Raw genomic sequence first — 18,374 nt, forward strand, 5'->3', positions numbered from 1 at the left:
ATGGCGTCATGGCATCGCGAATTAAAAGAAAATTTACGTATTATAAAATGTCGTTTTAAGCGTCGAAAAGTATTAACACCTACAGAAAACAATGCTGCTGTATCTGCTTTGAAATCGTTATCAGTATCAGAAACGGTAGGTGGAGAGAATAAAGTTATATGGATGTTTTGGGATTCAGGCTTAGAGTCAGCACCTGATGTTGTCAAGTTGAGTCACGCCTCTTGGGTTATCCAAAATCCGGATTATCAGGTTATTTTACTTGATAATAAGACGATTCAATCTCAACTTGGGTTTGATTTTTTTGCGGTATTTAAAGCGATGACGGTTGATCTTGGTGCTGCAGGTAAGAGTGATTTATTGCGGTTGTATTTATTAAATCGGTTTGGTGGCATATGGGCTGATGCCACTACTTTTTGCAAACAGTCATTAACGACATGGTTAGATATATCGACCACGGGATTTTTCTGTTTTAGAGAGAAGCAATCTGATGATCGACAGTTAGTGTCTTGGTTTTTGGCTGCTCATAAAGGCAATGCAATCATTCAAGATTTATTACAGGCAAGCTTGAGTTATTTAACTAAGCCTCGTCAGGTAGTACTTGATATAAGAGGGCTAACCTCAACCAGATTATTAGCTAAAAATACCGATTTAATAAGTGTTACTGGTAGTGGTAATTTACTGCTCGCATTACTTGAGACTAAATATTGTACGCCTTATTTTTGGATGTTTTATTTGTTTAATGAAACCGTAAAACAACCGCAACACCAAGCGATTTGGCAACAAATTATGTTACAAAATAATCAATATGCCGAACTCGATGATGATTTTGGTGTTTTTCGTGAAAGTGTCGTTGCTAAGCAAACTTACCGAGAAAAATATACAACACAGGCATTATACCAACAGCGTTATCAATATATGTTGAATTTAAACACAGAAAATAAGGAGTTAGTTGATGGCAAATAAGCATTCTTTATCTGTTATATTAATCACAAAGAATGAAGCGGATCGGGTTGAACTATGTTTGCAATCTATCGTTGATATAGCCGATGAAATTATTGTATTAGACAGTGGCTCAACTGATGAAACCGTGGCAATTTGTCAACGCTATACCGATAACGTTACCGTGACTGATTGGCCTGGGTTTGGTAAACAAAAACAACGCGCATTGGATAAAGCCAGCTGTGATTGGGTACTGTCAATTGATGCAGATGAAGCTTTGGATGAGCAAATGCAACAAGCCTTAGTTTCATTGCTCGCTCAAGATTCGATCACGGCCACTGCATATCGCTTACCTTGGGGAGTGACGCTGTATGGTAAGACATTGAAATATGGACGTAGTGCTCGTTCAGTTTTACGCTTATTTAAGCGAGATGGTGCTCACTATACATTAGATGAAGTACATGAAACCGTGATACCAAGTGCAGGTACTACGGAAGTTATGAGTGGGTTGTTATTACATTATACTCACCGTGATTATGGGCATGGCTTAGATAAAGCCGCCCAATATGCATGGTTAGGCTCAAAGAAATACCATCGTAAAGGTAAAAAATCTCACGGACTGGGCTTAGCATTAATACGTGCAATATGGACCTTTATTTTAATTTATATTATTCGTCGTGGTTTTTTAGATGGTAGTGTTGGCTTTATTGTTGCGATGACTTATGCGCAGGTGAGCTTTAATAAATATGTCGGTTTATGGTTACTTGAACATGATCGTAGTTAATGCATAAAGCAATAAAAAAAGGAGAGTATAAACTCTCCTCTATAAAGTTATTGTAGAGCTAATTTTAGTTGTAATTTGGTTATATGACTAAAAGAGAGTTTATCTATAACATCCTCAGATGGATATATTGGAGTCTGGACAAATTGCTTTATTTTATTGGCTAAGGCAATAGGGTCTTGTTTGGGAACAATACCTTTTTGTAGTTCTCCTGTTAATATCTCGGTAACGGGCCCACAGTCAGTTGCAATAACAGGAGCACCGCAAGCAAGAGCTTCATTTATAACTAAAACAAAACCTTCCAAATCAGAGCTTAAAACAAAAAACTCACAACGGTTCATCCATTTAAATGGGTTGTTATCAAAACCTTTTAATAGTACTTTTTGATTTAAATTTAACTGTTCTATTTTTTTCTCAAGTACTTTACGTTGATTACCTTCCCCTAAAATAATTAAAGGCAGATCAATATCCGCAAGGTGGTAAGCATCGATTAATACATCAAATCGTTTTTGACGGCTCAAACGACCAACAGCAAGAATAAATTTACTATTAAAATTTATTTCATCTTTTGATTTTTCTAATAAGTCTTTCTTATCGCATGGATTGTATATTGTTTCTAAACATTTTAATGGAATAGATAACTGCATTGACTTCTTCAATATAGGATCTTTAATAAAATCAGAGACAGTAAAAACCTTTTTATTTAAAAATAATTTTTTGAATAAAAAGTTATAATAGATATTATTTTTTTTAGCTAATACATGCGGTAAATGTAAGCTATACACAACTTGAGATAAATTTAAGCTGTAAAGCCTATTCATTGAACGAGCGCCATTTATAAATATAGCATCAAAAGGTTGCTGTGTTTTTTGATACTCCATAAATATTTTTTTATATATAGTTCCTGCCCATAAGTGTTCACTTTGAGGGAATATTTTACGCAAAAACATCTTATAAAATAAAAAATATAGCCCAAGAAAAGGATGTTTAAAAAGAAATTCTTTTACTGGGAGTACGTGATATGCACATGAAAAATCCAATTGAAAATCCATACCTTCTTCAAGTGCTAATAATGTTACATCATTACCTTGTTGAGCTTGATAGCGAGCGGTATCAAGGGTGATTTTTTGAATACCACCACCTTTGAAGTTATGTGTGACAAAAAGAATTCGTTCCATAATATATTTAACCTAACATATGATGTTTCAGCTTAAAAACTAATTTACTTAAGGGTAATTTAAATAAACGTCTCAACTCAAGCTGGCGTTGATTTTTATCGATGTTGATTGTCACCGTATTATCACAATATCTTTGATATAGTTTGAGCCAATCGGTATGACTGTACTCATTCGCTCGTTTTACTTTGCGCTGTGAAATTTTTCTTAGCCCTAATCCCATTGTTTGTGGGTCTGCAATAATAATATTACTGGCTAAAAAACGTTCCCAAACAATAATGTCATGGTTATTTATATCAAATCGATGTTTAAGCAATGGGGTAGTATCGGGCGCAATATTCTTTAACCATATTTGACAATAAGTTTGCTCTGCTTCAAGTGCAAATGGTGTACCCGCTACTTTTTGGGCCTGCTCAATGAGCTGCTGTGAAAAAGCATGCTGATTAAATTCGGGTTGTTGCCATATTAATTTCAGATCTGCCGTACGTCCATAATAAAAGAAATCACTCGGGCTCATAATGACACGATGACCATGGGAGCTGCGACGGAAAAGATTTGAATTGATGACAACTTTTTCGCTGAAAATTTGCTGATCTGATTCTGTTTTAGCGAACTGTTGTTGGATTGCAACAAATTGATTTCCCGTCAGAAAATTATCACTACGTAATTTAACAGCATAAGGTGTCGTAATCGCATTAAGCCCTGCTTGAGTTGACAATACTTGACGTTGATAGTTTACATGACAGAAACCATCTTGGTTTTGACCAGGATCTGGACTGATAATTAACTGATCGTAATCAAGGCCACTCAAATCTTGATCGGGCCATGTTGATAAAATAATTTTAGCGCCTGGTAAATGAGTACGAATACTAGCAAGACAGCGTTGAGTTATTCCTTCTTCATGATGGGTTCGACCTTGGTAATTTTGAACAGGACCTTGCACCACCACACTAATTTGTTGGGAAATATTATTCATGGGACATCTCCAAGAACGCTTGATACTCATCAGGGACACCACAAAATATTACTTCATTATTATCAATTAGGTGATAATGAATCGCATGGTTAGCAATAATCAAATCATTATAAAGTGGTGCAATATACAGTTCGCCTTTTGCCCATTCCGTTTGTGGTTTGGCTAAGTATTGTTGATAGGCTTGATTAAATAACTGGCAATTTGCAAAATAATACAGGCCGGTACTGCATAAATCAGAAATAGGATCTTTTTCAGTTGTTTTTATAACTCGAGAAGATGTGTCATTTTCAGCCAGAGCAAAAGACCAATTATCTCCATGACCTTTAAATACTTCTAAATAACCATCCCACGCGGCAATATTTTGTGGGTAACGAAATTGTGGGCGAAAAGTATCAATATTAAATATAGTGATTGAACCTTGATAATCGGGCAAAGATTGCAAGCCAAGATAAACGGTTTCAGCTTGACCACGCGTCGGTTTATCAAGTACAAAAATATGTGCGTCTTTAATCTGTAAGCGAGCAATTTCTTGCTCGACAAATGCAACGGTGTTATGGACATTTCGTACAATAAACAAAAATGATTCCGTCGCAAAATAATGCGAAAAGCTATTGATAGCATGTGCAAAAAGCGTTTCGCCATGTGCATTTAGCATGTATTTTGGTTGCGTAAACCCTGCATTAAAAAAGCGTGAACTCAGCCCCGCCATTGGAATAACAATCATGATTTTGAATCCAGAATTAATTGATATAAGCGAAATGCATTCGCCATTAATGCTTGTTGACGCGTAGGATCATCCGCATGTAACGGTAACATTGAAAGAAATAATTGAATTTGCATGGCATATAACGCATTTTCATCTAGCTGGTAATGCTCTTTTATCAATCCAATAAATAATTGTTGGATCGGTAAAATATGCGGTGGTGTATCAATGGTAAATGAAATGTGTTGTTGTTCTATAGAAACCTTATAGTAACCCGCAATAATCCAATCATATAACCCTAGAATTGAATGGCTTAGTTTTGCTAAATCATAGCGAGTATCACCATAGATAGTGAGTTCATTATTCAGATCTATACCACGAGGATCGATTGTCTTAATCCTTCCCATTCTAAAGTCATATAAAATATTGCTAAAGCAAAAGTCACCATGCAAAACAGTTGGTTGAGTTGTTTCTGTTGGCAAGTACTGTTGACTCAAGGTAAGTAATTGCTCAAATGATGCTGAAAATTGATCGTTATAGTGCCACTGTTGTTGAAAATTAAGGTTATGGCTTAAACAATATTCAGTTAAACGTTGAGTAGTTTTCTCTTCAAAGAGTGCAGTTAAACTTGAACCTTGATTCGTATTCTCAAGTGCAGAGTGTTGTTGGCAACTATTGATAAAATCAAAACAACTATCGAGGATTTGCTGCCATACTAATTGCGGTAATTTAGAAAAAACAAATAACTCATTGAGCGCAGTATAGTGTAAGTATTCGAGTTGATAAGATATGTGATCTGCTTGTTGCTGAAAGCCTAAAAATTGAGGTAAAAAAATACGTAATGGCGCTGGAATATGATTAAACCACAGTGCTTCAGCCAGTATTTTTTGTTTTTTTGTACTAGATTTTGTGATCCATTTTTCATTTATTTCTAGTTGGTTAAATGCACGCTGAGTTGTGAATTTAGCTTTTGAGCGGTAGTAGGTATTTAAATGGCCAAAATCAAGCCAATCAGTAACAGGAATAGCGGTTAGGCCACATTTTTGATGATAGAAATTTAAGCTTTCAATAAAATCCCAATGTGCCATCGTCAATGACTTAAGTAATTGTTGTGGATGACTAAAGTGAAAGTAACCACAGACCGCATGAGTTTGATTGAGTTGTTCGCGGTTAGTAACAGTATTGAGCCATTGAGAATTATCATTAGAAATTACTGCCCAGTCATAACTGTTTTCGACTGGGGCAATAGTGATAATATTTTTATCTGTTGGTAAATCTGGCAGTAATGTGTCACCAAATAAAATACTTAGTGATTGATTGGATGTGTAATCAGCCAGTGTGAGAGCTGATACTAATGATGCGCCAAGAGATAAACCATCAGGAATATACAATAATGTCACATGATGATCGGCTAACCATTGCAAATCATACGGCTCTGGGGAAAAGCTTTCTGGCACACTTAAATAAATATGTTTATTTATTGGCGCACTTTTTACCTGATGCTGAAAAAGCCGTCGATTACCAAGCGGTAAAAACGACGGTGGAAGAGCGCCAAATTCAGATTCCAGTTCTTGACTAATGTAAGCCGCTGACATGATTAAGAACATGTTTTTTCCTTATCGAGCAACGCATTTATTTCATCAAGTGATAATGAAGTAAATTCAGACGGACGAATAGCTTTATCGTCAATATAAAATCCTTCATGTCCGCACCAAGGTTTACCCACTAAAATTTCATCATAAGGAACCTGATGTTTCTTCAACCAAGTAGTAATAATGGGTAAGGTGTGAATATTAATTTGGCCGACATTGCCATTGTAAGTTCGCATATTACGAGCAGTACTGATAGTAATAGTAAAACCTTGATTATGATAATGTTGTAATTGCGCAATAACTTCTAGATTAGGAGCAACATTTTCATAATCATTGGTATTGGCTAATGTAATAGTACCATCGAGATCAACAATCAGTTTTTTCATTATAATTGTGGCCTTTATTATTTTTGTTGAAGAATGCGGTTAAAATACGCGATATGGTTACGTACCGTTTCTGTGGCATTAAATTCATGATCTAATTTTTCTCTTGCCGCAATACTAAACTGATGGATTTTATTTTTATCATTAATCAGTTTATTCATTGCTGCTGCAAATGCGGCCGCATCGCCAACGGGAACAACATACCCCGTTTTACCATCATCAACTAATTCAGGTGAACCGCCCGTTGTTGTAACAACAGACGTAGTACCATTTGCCATTGCTTCTATAATTGTACGCGGTAGACCTTCACCACTGATTGATGGTTGTACTTGAAAATCCGCCATTGCCATAATAGAAGGAACATCTTGACGGTGGCCGATGATATGAATGCGCTCAGCCATTGGGCTTTGTTTTATTTCATCAAAATGCGGTTCAAAACCACTACCGATAAGTAATAGATGAAAATGAGGATTCTTTATATGGTGAGTTGCTTCAATTAGTACCGATATGCCTTTGCTGGGTCTAACGTGTGCAGCACATACCGCTATAATGTCGTTATCGGTAAGATTAAAGCTATCACGAGTAGTAGGATCTACGTTATACCATGCTAATTGATGGCCTTTATAAATAGTTACTACATTATCGGCGTTACATAGTATATGTTGACGAACATCATCACGGACAGCATTTGAAACACAAATAACACCTTGAACTTTAGGGTGAAGATGAGTGAGGTAAGCAGTCGGATCGTGACGATACAATCCTCCTGTTGTACCACGGTAAGTGATCATTTTTGCTTGAGTACCGATACAAGCAAAAGCTGCATTAGGAATAGTTTTTGAATTAAAACCATAGCAAATATCGTACTCACCCGTTTTAAGTTCATTATGCAACGTGCGTATGGTTTTAGGACATATTTTTTGGGTTGGATAACAATCAATGACTTTAACTCCGTGATCTCGAAAACGAGCCACGTAGTCAGCATCACCTTGAGTGGCTACTGTTACTTGATGTCCTTGCTTCACCATTTCAATAAACATTTCCGCTTCAGGGCGAACGCTGTTCCATGCGTGGTTGTATGAGCTAGCAACTAGAATTTTCATTGTTATCTCTTGAATGTCATTTTTAGAATGAATTTAAGGTTGTAAGACTCGCGACGTATTAATTCTTTTAAATTAAATAGTTCACGTTTGATTTTGCAAGCGAGGCTGCGAGGTGCTCGTTTTCCATAACCGATATCAGAGTCAAAAACAGGATCATTGGTTAAGCAAGCTGGCACCGTGCCATAGCATTCTAATTGATTAACCCAAAATCGATCCATGTAAATATCAACAGCCATATACCATTTATTTGAATGTTCTAATAATTTTTTAGCGCCACTTGGAGTGAGTAAATATCCGGTTGTACTCATGTGGCCTTTACTGAATTTATAAATACTCGTATGCGGTAGGATCATCTGTTTTAATTTAAAAAAGTGAGGCCTTTTATTATCAAATAGACGAATACATTCATATTTTTTTGCTAGCAATTCAATGTTATTAACGATATCCATAAATGGTTTTGGATAAATTAGCGCATCATCTTCTAAGATTATTATTGGATGATTTAATTCAACACATTTTTGCCATAATAAATAATGACTAGCATAACAACCAAGTTGCCCCTTACTGAGAGACTTACCGCGGTATGCTTGGCTTAATTGGTCATCATACATAGAAAATAATGGATACTTAGATTCTTTTCCATTAACAGCATTAAAAATAGAAAAGTTTAAATTTAAACAATTTAATTGTTTAGTTATATTTTCTCTTCTTATGGTTGATGATGCCATATTAATTACATAAATAGGTAGCATATTATTTAGCCTTTATTTTTTAAAATAAACATATTAAAAACACCTATAAATAATAGATATGTAAATAATGTTTGGCCATGATTAAATGGCACATCAGTTAGTGATGATATACTAAATATTATAACAACTCCCAACGACAATTGTTTATATAAAGTGTTTGTTTCTTTTGATGTCACAATAGGAAATAATAATAATGATATAAATAGAACAAGACCTAAAACTCCATTTTTTACCATTTTATCAAGATATTGATTGTGTAAATGTGCTGGTTGTAAATTATATAATGACTGAGATATTTTACTTTTTTTATATAAATTATCTATTTCATTTTTAATATTATTACCCACACCTAATAGAATGTTATTTTTTATTAACATTGGCGCAGAATCCCATAGTTGTAATCTTAAACCAATAGATGATGTAAGGTTTCCAGCTTCAATTTTATGATATTCAACAGCTGTTTGTTCTATTCGTTGTTCAATAGGGTGCTTTAATACTAAAAATATTCCGCTAAGAATAATAATAGAGGTTATGATAATTTTTAAGTTTATCTTCTTAAAGATAGATATTTTTAATAGAATAAAAATAATCGCAATAAATCCAGCAAGAAGTGTACCTCTTGTTTCTGATAATATTAATGAAGAGATATTAATTAATACGATTAGTGATATTATTATTTGTGTTTTTAAGTTATTGCAATGTAAAAGAAATACAATGGAAAAAATCAAATACACAGTTGTTATTGTACTAAAAGGAATTGCATTTAAAGGCCAATCACCTCGACCTAATTTAAGAATGATAGAAAAATAAATAACAAAAATTAAACCTGTGATTGAGCCAATAACTGTAAGTGTTAATAATGTTTTTTTATTTAATAATTGGTGTGGAAATGTTATCAATAGTAATAAGCTTGCAATTAATGCTCTTATTTCTCTTGAGCTTACTCCATGATAAAAATACGAAAACAGCAAATATGAGAATATTATTAATAATAGCCATATGAATCGGTTATTTATGATATTTTTCTTTATCTCTTTTATTCCAAAGGTCATTAATGAAGTGACGATTGATACTAAAATCATAATAACCATTGTTTTATCGCTATCTTTTGATAAATAAATTCCCGTAGATAGCCAAATAAAAGGCAATAATATTAATCCATTAATTAAATGTTTTTTTAACATGTTGTTCTCAATTATAAGGGGTTTCATTATTATTCGGACGTGTTTTCAATAAACGTAAAATCCACATGTATTGTTCTGGGCGCTGATTAACGTATTGTTCAATACATTGATTCATCATTCGCGCATCTTGCTCTTCAGTTTCGGCAGGGAAGGGTAGAGCTGGATAAAAATCCAATTCATACATGCCTGTTTCGCTGTTGTACATTGCAAATAGCGGTACAATTTTAGCGCGACTTAATTTTGATAGTCGACCTAAGCCTGCCATTGTTGCTTTAGTGGTGCCAAAGAAATCAACGAAGACGCTGTGTTCAGGGCCTAAATCTTCATCGGGTAGGTAGTAACCTAAATAGCCTTCACGAATAGACTTAATAAACGGTTTAATACCACCACTACGTTCATAAACACGACCACCGTATTGCACCCGTTGGCGATGCATCAGCCAATCTGAAACAGGGTTTTTTTGCTTTTTTGCCATCGCAGAAACAGGTAATCCGCGTGATGCTAGCAATACGGCAGGAATATCAATCGCCCATGTATGCGGCACTAATAAAATCACACTTTGTTGTTGTTCAGTAAGGCTGGTGAGATTATCCATGCCGCGAATAACGGTATGCTGCTCAAGCCATGCTTTATTGCGTACTGATAGCGATGCAAAACCAGACAGAAAGCTGCCAGCAGTGATCAGGTTTTGTAGTAAAATATGTTCTCGCTCGGCGTCTGATTTTTCAGGAAAACACATTTTAAGATTGACGCGTGCGCGATGATTAGCACCGCTTTTAAGTTTAATTGCTTGCTTTGCAAAAACTGTTGCTAATGAACGTCGAGCGCCATGAGGCAGTAAACTCAATAGTGAAGCAATCATCACTGCGAGCCATGTTCCCCAATAACGTGGATGCACAAAAGACCATTCAAACTGAGGGTTATAGGCTTGCTTATCGTAATGGTTTTTAGTCATATAAATTACGTCTATCTCACGAAGTTATAGTGTTGGCGTGTGGTGCCAAAGTGTATTTATTTTAGTTATCAATATTAAGTCATGATTAATTTGAAAACGATTAATTATCAGGTTAGATAAAAGGCATGGTTTTTATTGCTTCACTAAGCTGATAAACACTAAATTATGATAACATTATATCCACTGCAAGGGCGAAGGATGATAATAAAATGAAAACCCGCGATCGAATTATTCATGCAGCATTGGCATTATTTAATGAAGATGGTGAACCCAATGTAACCACCAATCATATTGCTGCCGATTTAGGGATCAGTCCTGGTAATTTGTATTATCATTTTCGAAATAAAGAGCAAATTATTCATTGTATTTTTGATCAATATGCCATTGATTTAAAGATAAGTTTTGAGCCAGTTGACGTAGTTGAGACAATTGAAGAGAGTCTGTTACGTTATTTGGATGCTGTATTTTTATTAATGTGGCGCTATCGATTCTTCTATGCCAATTTACCCGATATTTTACGTCGAGATACTGATTTACAGAATAAGTACTTAGCGGTCCAGACTCAGCTTCAGGTAAATATTAGTCAAATCATGATTAATTTTCGTAATACGGGTTTGCTTGCCTTAGCTGATGCCGATCTTAAAGCGCTGGCTGATACGCTAAAATTAGTCGCTTCATCGTGGATCAGCTATCAAACTACTCAAGTGCCGGGTGCTAAAATTACTCAAACGGTGATTTATCATGGTGTCCAGCAGATGTTGAATATTGTACGACCATTAGCAACTGAGCTTGGTCAGCAACGAGTAATGACTTTACAGCAGTATTATTTAGAACAAGAACAACAGTATGTAGCACAAGAACAAAATAGTACGTTGTAATAGAAAGGTTGGCCTTATGACCAACCTTTTTAGATTCACAGTATCATTTTGTATTTGCTATGTTAGCGCTTTAGCCATGGTCTTGGATCAACCGGTGTGCCTTTACGGCGGATCTGGAAATACAATCCTGGCTGTTCTTGACCACCACTATCACCGACTAAGGCGATGGGCTCGCCAGCTTGTACGGAATCACCAATTTTCTTCAGTAGCGTTTGGTTATAACCATAGAAACTCATGTCGCCTTTACCATGATCAATCGCGATCATCAGACCATAACCGCGTAGCCAATCGGCAAAGACCACTTTACCTGAATAAATAGCTTTCACTTGACTACCAATCGGTTGGCTGATCACCATGCCTTTCCAATGCAGTTCTCGTTGTAATGGCGCACCATAATTGTGAATAATGGGTCCACGAAGGGGCCATACCAGTTTACCTTTGTGGCTTGCCAAACCATCCATTGGAACTTGCATTTTTGCATAACGAGCATTGAGCTGTTTAGCTTGCGCTTCTGCAATGGCTTTAGCTTTGGCTTCTTTAGCTGCGGCTATGCGAGCTTGAGCTTCAGCCTCAGCTTTGGCGCGTGCTTCTGCTTCAGCTTTGGCGCGTGCGATGGCTTGTGCTTTTGCTTTTGCAATCGCTGCCAACATATTTTGTTCATCTGCGCGTAGGTCAGCTAATGCCTCGGTACTGGTGTGAATTTGAGATTTTATTTTATTGAGTGTTAGTTGACGCGATTGTTGTTGATCATCAAGCTGCTGCTTTTGTTGATTAAGCTCAGTGAGCGTTTGTTGGTGTTCATTTTTCTGTTCAGCAAGGGTATGAATTTTAAGCTGTAATTCTGTTTGGGTTGCATCTAGTGCATCAATGGCTGTCGCACGTGCTTTACTGATATATTCAGCATAGGTCGTCATACGATCTAATTTTGCCGTATTTTCCCCACTGAGAAGATTGGCGATATCACTGTTATTTCCTTGACGATACTGCGCATTAATCAAGGTTTTTAGAACGCCAAGTTGCTGTTGTTGTTGTTGCTTTAGATGCTGCTGTTGTTGTTCAAGCTTGGTAATTGACCGTGTTATACCTGCTAACAAGTCACTGGTTTGGTGGATTTTATTGGCAGTTTGAGCGATATCCAGTTCGTGTTGTTTTAGTTGTTTTTGTAATACAGCATAGTTTTGCTGTTTACTATCGAGCTGATTTTTTTGGCGTGATATTTCCTGTTTTACGCCATCAAGCTGTTGTTGACTGGATGCTGCACATGGGGCTGCAAATACCACGCATAGAAAAGCGCCAGTGCATAAAGCACTGGCGCGGATTTTTAGGTTGAGGTGTCTATTAATAATATCCCGCATGGGATAATTATTTCAGATTGTATAGCACCTGACCAGACATCTCTGCAGGGATTTCGATATCTGTTAGCGATAGCATTGTTGGTGCTAAATCAGATAGCTTACCGTTTGGCTTAAGATCGAGGTTTTTATTACCTACGTAAATTAATGGTACGGGTAAATTAGTGTGTGCAGTATGGATACCACCGGTTTCAGGGTTAACCATCATTTCTGCGTTACCATGGTCGGCAGTAATTAATAATTGACCATCCATTTCTTTGATTGCAGCAACAACTTGACCAATACAGCTATCAAGTGCTTCACACGCTTTAACAGCTGCATCGTAAACACCCGTGTGGCCAACCATATCACCGTTAGGGTAGTTACAGATAATAACGTCAAATTCACCGCTCTTAATTGCAGCAACTAATTTTTCAGTTAGCTCTGGTGAACTCATCTCAGGTTGAAGATCGTAAGTTGCAACTTTTGGTGATGCAACAAGTGAGCGAGACTCGCCTTCAAACTCGTCTTCTTTACCGCCGTTAAAGAAGAAAGTAACGTGTGCGTATTTTTCAGTTTCAGAAATACGTAGCTGCTTCTTACCTTTCTTCGATAGCCACTCACCCAATGTGTTTTCTAGGCTTGCTGGTGCAAAAGCAGTGGTTAGCTCAATGTCTGCTGCATATTGGGTTAGCATTACGAAATCAGCTAGTTGAGGGAACTGTGCACGTGCAAAGCTAGTGAAGTTCGGCTCAAATGTACGGGTGATTTCACGCGCACGGTCAGCACGGTAGTTCATGAAGATAACGCTATCGCCATCAGCCATGATTGCAGCTTCTTGACCTTCAGCACGAAGTTCAGTTGCTTTAACGAACTCATCGTTTTCACTGCGCTCGTAAGCGGCAGCTAGACCTTCGGTTGCATTAGCAAAGGTAAATTCAGCTTTAGCTGCTGTAATTAAGTTGTAAGCAACTTCAACGCGATCCCAGTTGTTATCACGATCCATTGCGTAGTAACGACCGACAAGAGATGCTGTACGACCTTTACCTAGTTTTGCAAATAGGGCATCGAAACGCTCAAGTGAGTGCTGTGCGCTACGTGGTGGCGTATCACGACCATCAAGGAATGCATGTAGGTAAATTTTCTCAGCGCCACGTTTAGCGGCCATTTCAATTGCTGCTGCAATGTGATCTTCGTGGCTGTGTACGCCACCTGGAGAAACAAGACCTAGAATATGAACCGCTTTACCAGCATTTACTGCTTTATCAATCGCATTAACCAGCGCTTCATTTTCAAAAAACTCACCATCGCCAATGGCTTTAGTGATACGAGTCAGATCTTGATATACCACACGGCCAGCGCCGATATTAGTATGGCCAACTTCAGAGTTACCCATTTGGCCTTCAGGTAGACCTACTTCTAGGCCAGATGCTGCGATAAGTGTATTAGGATTGTTTGCCATTAACGCATCCATTACGGGTGTGTTAGCGTTTGCAATCGCGTTATCTGAGTTATCTTCGCGGTAGCCCCAACCATCTAAAATCACAAGAGCAAGTGGTTTCTTCGCAGACATATTCTGTCCCTCTTCGAATTAATAAAAATACATCAATTAGCTTAATCGGCTCAGTGGATTAAGACCTTCTAAGCTAATTGAGATAATAATTAGCATGATTTTACTACAAAAGCATATTAAAGCAGTAGGGTTAGATGTAACTAAATCATCGCTGGTATGTTTGTACCCTTCATCGAATATAAGCATTTATTCATCAAAGTGTAAGCTCTGGATCACAGTTTTTTTCTATTTCATTGATAGGTCATCAGTCAATAAGCTTTTATACTCAAGGTCGCTGTTACAAGATCAGCAACCTAGGTATACTCACACTCATTTTTTTGAACCGTAATTTCATGGCTTGCTGTAGTGAATCATGACAACAGAGTAAAGTAAATGCATCAATATATTGAATTTTTAACGAGTAATCCTGTTTTATCATTAGCTTGGATTGGTATTGTTATCGCACTGATCAGCATGATGGTAAAAGAGAAAAATGCTAAATATAAAACAATTGGCATTAATGAAGCGACAGCATTAGTGAATAATGAAGAGGGTGTTTTCCTTGATATTCGTAATCGTGATGAGTTCCGTAAAGGTCATATTGTAGGCTCAGTTCACATTTTACCAAGTCAAATCCAACGTCAAAACACCCCAGAGCTTGAAAAACACAAAGCAGCCCCAATTATTGTTGTATGTAAGACGGGCCAAACGGCACAAGAGACTGCAAACCAACTGAGTAAAGATGGCTTTACGAATGTTAGTGTTTTAAAAGACGGTCTTATTGCTTGGAATGAAGCAAATTTACCGCTTGTTGCAAGTAAGAAAAAATAAAGCTTTCAACGTTATTTTGCAGCTCGTTGAGTGTGAAGTGACGATTCAAATTGATGTAGTCTGTGGTATTCACAGTTGCAAGTATAATTAATAACTCGTGGTAGCGAGTATTTTTAAAGGACTCCCAAAAATGGCTGAAGCAGCAAATACCGAAGCGCAACAAAACTTCCAAATTCAACGCGTATTCCTAAAAGACGTGTCTTTTGAAGCGCCAAATTCACCTGACGTATTCCAAAAAGAATGGAATCCAGATGTGAAATTGGATCTTGATACTCAAAGCCGTGAATTGGCTGAAGGTGTATATGAAGTAGTACTTCGTCTAACTGTCACGGTTAAGAACGAAGAAGAGAATGCATTCTTATGTGAAGTGCAGCAAGGTGGTATCTTCACTATTGCTGGTATGGAAGCACCACAACTAGCACATTGTCTTGGCGCATTCTGCCCGAACATTTTGTTCCCGTATGCACGTGAAACAATTTCTAGCCTAGTGGTTAAAGGTACGTTCCCACAATTGAACCTTGCACCAGTAAACTTTGATGCATTATTCATGAACTACTTAGAAAACCAAGCTGAAGCAAATACTGCTAATTCAGAAGCTTAATTTTTAAAAGTGACCAATATGATGAACGTTAATAATACGATTTCGATGGCAGTGTTAGGGGCTGGATCTTACGGGACAGCATTAGCAATTGCATTAGCCAGAAATGGTGCCAATGTCATTTTGTGGGGTCATGAACCGCACCATATGGCGCAATTGGAAATCGATCGTGCCAATGAAGCGTTTCTTCCTGGAGTAAGCTTTCCTGATTCGTTAATTTTAACCTCAGACTTGCAAGCTGCCATTCAAGGTAGTCGCGATGTATTAGTGGTTGTACCAAGCCATGTCTTTGGTGGCGTATTAGCACAAATGAAACCTTTCTTGCGTCCAGATTCTCGTATCTGTTGGGCAACGAAGGGGTTAGAACCTAATACAGGACGTCTACTTAAAGATGTTGCCGTTGAGGTGTTGGGTGAACAAATACCATTAGCCGTTTTATCTGGACCAACTTTTGCGAAAGAGTTGGCAGAGGGTATGCCTACTGCGATTGCTGTTTCTTCACCTGATGCTGATTTTGTGGCTGATCTGCAACAAAAAATTCATTGTGATAAAACATTCCGGGTTTATAGCAATAGTGATTTTATTGGCATGCAGCTTGGCGGTGCGGTTAAAAATGTGATCGCGATTGGTGCTGGAATGTCAGATGGTATTGGTTTTGGTGCCAATGCTCGTACCGCGTTAATTACTCGCGGTTTAGCTGAAATGTGTCGTTTGGGTGCTGCACTTGGTGCGCAACCTGAAACCTTTATGGGAATGGCAGGTTTAGGTGATTTAGTGCTGACATGTACTGATAACCAATCACGTAATCGTCGCTTTGGTTTAGCTCTTGGACATGGTTGTAGTGTCGAGCAAGCGCAACAGGATATTGGTCAAGTCGTCGAAGGTTATCGCAACACTAAAGAAGTGTGGTTGTTGGCGCAACGTCATCAAGTTGAAATGCCAATTACTGAACAAATTTATCAAGTGCTTTATCTTGGTAAAGATGCTCGAGAAGCAGCAAAAGATTTACTCGCACGTGAGAAAAAGTACGAATAATATTGCTTGTTGAGGGTGATAACTGGTATCTATTAAATAACGCGAGCTTAGGCTCGCGTTATTTTTTATAACTGTACTAAAATACAATAACGTTTAGTGTTTTGATTGAGCAACGTTATTCTATTAATACTACCTGTTTATTAATAATTAATGGTCGCGTTAATAGGATCAACATAATGAGTGAAGCTGAGGGACTTGTGGAAAAATGTCAACAACATCAATTATGGCTAGCGATTGAGCTGGAAGCGCGACAGCAAGCCGAACAAGAACCTATGCTCGCCAGTTTTTACCATGCCACTATTATTAAGCATGAAAATTTAGCGTCAGCATTAAGTTATATTTTAGCTAATAAACTGGCCACCCCCTCGATGCCTGCGATGGCGGTACGTGAAGTAATAGAAGAGGCTTTTGCTAGCGATTGTCATATTGTTGAAGCGGCTGCTTATGATATTCGTGCGGTTGTTGAACGCGATCCTGCTATTGATGCTTATTCTATTCCGTTACTTTATCTAAAAGGCTGCCATGCCCTACAAGGGTATCGAGTGGCTAATTGGCTGTGGAAGCAAAATCGAAAAGCGTTGGCGGTGTATTTACAAAATCAAATATCCGTTGCTTGTCAGGTTGATGTTCATCCAGCAGCACAGATCGGCTGTGGGATTATGTTTGACCACGCAACAGGAATAGTGATTGGTGAAACGGCTGTTATTGAAGATGAAGTGTCAATTTTGCAAGATGTGACATTAGGTGGTACCGGTAAAGAAAGTGGTGATCGCCATCCAAAAATTCGTCAAGGAGTGATGATTGGTGCGGGAGCTAAAGTACTCGGCAATATTGAAGTTGGTGTTGGTGCAAAAATTGGAGCTTGCTCGGTTGTATTAGATCCTGTTCCGCCGCATACAACAGTGGCAGGTGTACCCGCAATTATTATTGGTCGTCCTAAAACAGCGAAACCTGCTACTGAGATGGATCAACAGTTTAATGGTAATGATGACGTGTTTGATCATATCGACTAGGTAAGTGTGATTAATTTATAACGTATTAATACTATTATTAAAAAGGCGATCAAGTGATCGCCTTTTTGGTGACTTTCGGTTAAGAATATTAGATCGCACCATTAAAATCTAATTGGCGCCATGCTTCAAACGCAATAATAGCAACAGCATTTGAGAGGTTTAAGCTGCGGCTATCGGGTTGCATCGGAATACGTAACCGTTGCTCTAAAGGTAAACTTGCAATAAATTCAGCGGGTAAGCCACGAGTTTCAGGACCAAATAACAGTACATCACCTTCACCAAACTTAGCGTTAACATGGTAATTCGTTGTTTTAGTGGTACAAGCAAAAATACGACGACCAGCCATCGCTTCCATAAAAGCTTCAAAGTTTTTATGACGATAAACATGGGTCAAATCATGATAATCCAAACCTGCACGACGTAGTTTTTTTTCTTCTAAATCAAAACCTAATGGTTCGATTAAATGTAAATTAGCACCACAGTTAGCACTAAGACGAATAATATTACCAGTGTTAGGGGCTATTTCAGGTTCATATAACGCAATATCAAACATAGTTATTCAGCTTTATTTAGTGCAAAAAGAAGCCGTATTG

Annotated in this window: 19 protein-coding genes; 7 read left to right on the plus strand and 12 right to left on the minus strand. The window is 37.5% G+C overall.

Annotated features, from left to right (window positions below):
* Window positions 1–963, plus strand: coding sequence for a capsular polysaccharide synthesis protein (locus OC457_RS00750; RefSeq protein WP_159447848.1), 963 nt, complete (start codon window positions 1–3; stop codon window positions 961–963).
* Complete coding sequence (locus tag OC457_RS00755) at window positions 953–1,723, plus strand: glycosyltransferase family 2 protein (protein ID WP_080174322.1); 771 nt, start codon at window positions 953–955, stop codon at window positions 1,721–1,723. The genes OC457_RS00750 and OC457_RS00755 overlap by 11 nt, the downstream gene beginning before the upstream one ends.
* Window positions 1,724–1,770: 47 nt before the next feature.
* Here the strand turns inward: OC457_RS00755 and OC457_RS00760 are convergent, their stop codons facing one another.
* From OC457_RS00760 to lpxM, 9 genes are read right to left on the minus strand one after another with little or no spacing between them, the layout of a single operon-like run.
* Entirely contained in the window at window positions 1,771–2,898 is a 1,128-nt protein-coding gene (locus OC457_RS00760) for a glycosyltransferase (protein WP_080174323.1), read from the minus strand.
* A 7-nt stretch (window positions 2,899–2,905) separates the two neighbouring features.
* Window positions 2,906–3,871: a WavE lipopolysaccharide synthesis family protein gene (locus tag OC457_RS00765; protein ID WP_159447849.1), complete on the minus strand. Its 966-nt coding sequence runs from the start codon at window positions 3,869–3,871 to the stop codon at window positions 2,906–2,908.
* Window positions 3,864–4,595, minus strand: coding sequence for a glycosyltransferase family 2 protein (locus OC457_RS00770; protein ID WP_080174325.1), 732 nt, complete (start codon window positions 4,593–4,595; stop codon window positions 3,864–3,866). The genes OC457_RS00765 and OC457_RS00770 overlap by 8 nt, the downstream gene beginning before the upstream one ends.
* On the minus strand, window positions 4,592–6,181 hold the full coding sequence (locus tag OC457_RS00775; protein ID WP_080174326.1) for a phosphotransferase: 1,590 nt from the start codon (window positions 6,179–6,181) through the stop codon (window positions 4,592–4,594). Before OC457_RS00775 ends, OC457_RS00770 begins: the two co-directional genes overlap by 4 nt.
* The gene (locus OC457_RS00780; RefSeq protein ID WP_080174327.1) at window positions 6,172–6,552 is read right to left on the minus strand and encodes an HAD hydrolase family protein; all 381 of its coding nucleotides are present in this window, start codon (window positions 6,550–6,552) and stop codon (window positions 6,172–6,174) included. Before OC457_RS00780 ends, OC457_RS00775 begins: the two co-directional genes overlap by 10 nt.
* Window positions 6,553–6,569: 17 nt before the next feature.
* On the minus strand, window positions 6,570–7,652 hold the full coding sequence (locus OC457_RS00785; protein WP_080174328.1) for a glycosyltransferase family 4 protein: 1,083 nt from the start codon (window positions 7,650–7,652) through the stop codon (window positions 6,570–6,572).
* Window positions 7,653–7,654: 2 nt separating this feature from the next.
* A complete protein-coding gene (locus OC457_RS00790; RefSeq protein ID WP_080174329.1) occupies window positions 7,655–8,404 on the minus strand; it encodes a glycosyltransferase family 25 protein in 750 nt (249 codons plus the stop codon).
* 5 nt (window positions 8,405–8,409) lie between these two features.
* Entirely contained in the window at window positions 8,410–9,588 is a 1,179-nt protein-coding gene (locus OC457_RS00795) for an O-antigen ligase family protein (protein ID WP_159447850.1), read from the minus strand.
* 7 nt (window positions 9,589–9,595) lie between these two features.
* Window positions 9,596–10,543: a lauroyl-Kdo(2)-lipid IV(A) myristoyltransferase gene (lpxM, locus tag OC457_RS00800; RefSeq protein ID WP_080174331.1), complete on the minus strand. Its 948-nt coding sequence runs from the start codon at window positions 10,541–10,543 to the stop codon at window positions 9,596–9,598.
* A 209-nt stretch (window positions 10,544–10,752) separates the two neighbouring features.
* Between lpxM and OC457_RS00805 the strand changes: the two genes are divergently transcribed.
* Window positions 10,753–11,421 carry a TetR/AcrR family transcriptional regulator gene (locus OC457_RS00805; RefSeq protein ID WP_080174332.1) on the plus strand — a complete coding sequence of 223 codons (669 nt, stop codon included), beginning with the start codon at window positions 10,753–10,755 and terminating at the stop codon, window positions 11,419–11,421.
* A 62-nt stretch (window positions 11,422–11,483) separates the two neighbouring features.
* Here OC457_RS00805 and envC read toward each other — a convergent pair whose 3' ends face one another.
* Both envC and gpmM read right to left on the minus strand, forming a co-directional pair.
* A complete protein-coding gene (gene envC / locus OC457_RS00810) occupies window positions 11,484–12,701 on the minus strand; it encodes a murein hydrolase activator EnvC (RefSeq protein WP_306341386.1) in 1,218 nt (405 codons plus the stop codon).
* 82 nt (window positions 12,702–12,783) lie between these two features.
* Entirely contained in the window at window positions 12,784–14,325 is a 1,542-nt protein-coding gene (gpmM, locus tag OC457_RS00815; protein ID WP_080174334.1) for a 2,3-bisphosphoglycerate-independent phosphoglycerate mutase, read from the minus strand.
* 372 nt (window positions 14,326–14,697) lie between these two features.
* Between gpmM and OC457_RS00820 the strand changes: the two genes are divergently transcribed.
* From OC457_RS00820 to cysE, 4 genes are all read left to right on the plus strand, one after another.
* Window positions 14,698–15,135: a rhodanese-like domain-containing protein gene (locus OC457_RS00820; RefSeq protein WP_080174335.1), complete on the plus strand. Its 438-nt coding sequence runs from the start codon at window positions 14,698–14,700 to the stop codon at window positions 15,133–15,135.
* 130 nt (window positions 15,136–15,265) lie between these two features.
* Window positions 15,266–15,736, plus strand: a complete 471-nt coding sequence (secB, locus tag OC457_RS00825) for a protein-export chaperone SecB (protein WP_080174336.1) — start codon at window positions 15,266–15,268, stop codon at window positions 15,734–15,736.
* Between the two features lie 18 nt (window positions 15,737–15,754).
* Entirely contained in the window at window positions 15,755–16,768 is a 1,014-nt protein-coding gene (gene gpsA / locus OC457_RS00830) for an NAD(P)H-dependent glycerol-3-phosphate dehydrogenase (protein ID WP_080174337.1), read from the plus strand.
* Between the two features lie 176 nt (window positions 16,769–16,944).
* The gene (gene cysE / locus OC457_RS00835) at window positions 16,945–17,781 is read left to right on the plus strand and encodes a serine O-acetyltransferase (RefSeq protein WP_210436075.1); all 837 of its coding nucleotides are present in this window, start codon (window positions 16,945–16,947) and stop codon (window positions 17,779–17,781) included.
* 88 nt (window positions 17,782–17,869) lie between these two features.
* Here cysE and OC457_RS00840 read toward each other — a convergent pair whose 3' ends face one another.
* Window positions 17,870–18,334 carry a tRNA (cytidine(34)-2'-O)-methyltransferase gene (locus OC457_RS00840; RefSeq protein ID WP_065194024.1) on the minus strand — a complete coding sequence of 155 codons (465 nt, stop codon included), beginning with the start codon at window positions 18,332–18,334 and terminating at the stop codon, window positions 17,870–17,872.
* Window positions 18,335–18,374 lie beyond the last annotated feature (40 nt).

Origin of the sequence: Photobacterium toruni (assembly GCF_024529955.1) — a bacterium.
Lineage (GTDB): Bacteria > Pseudomonadota > Gammaproteobacteria > Enterobacterales > Vibrionaceae > Photobacterium > Photobacterium toruni.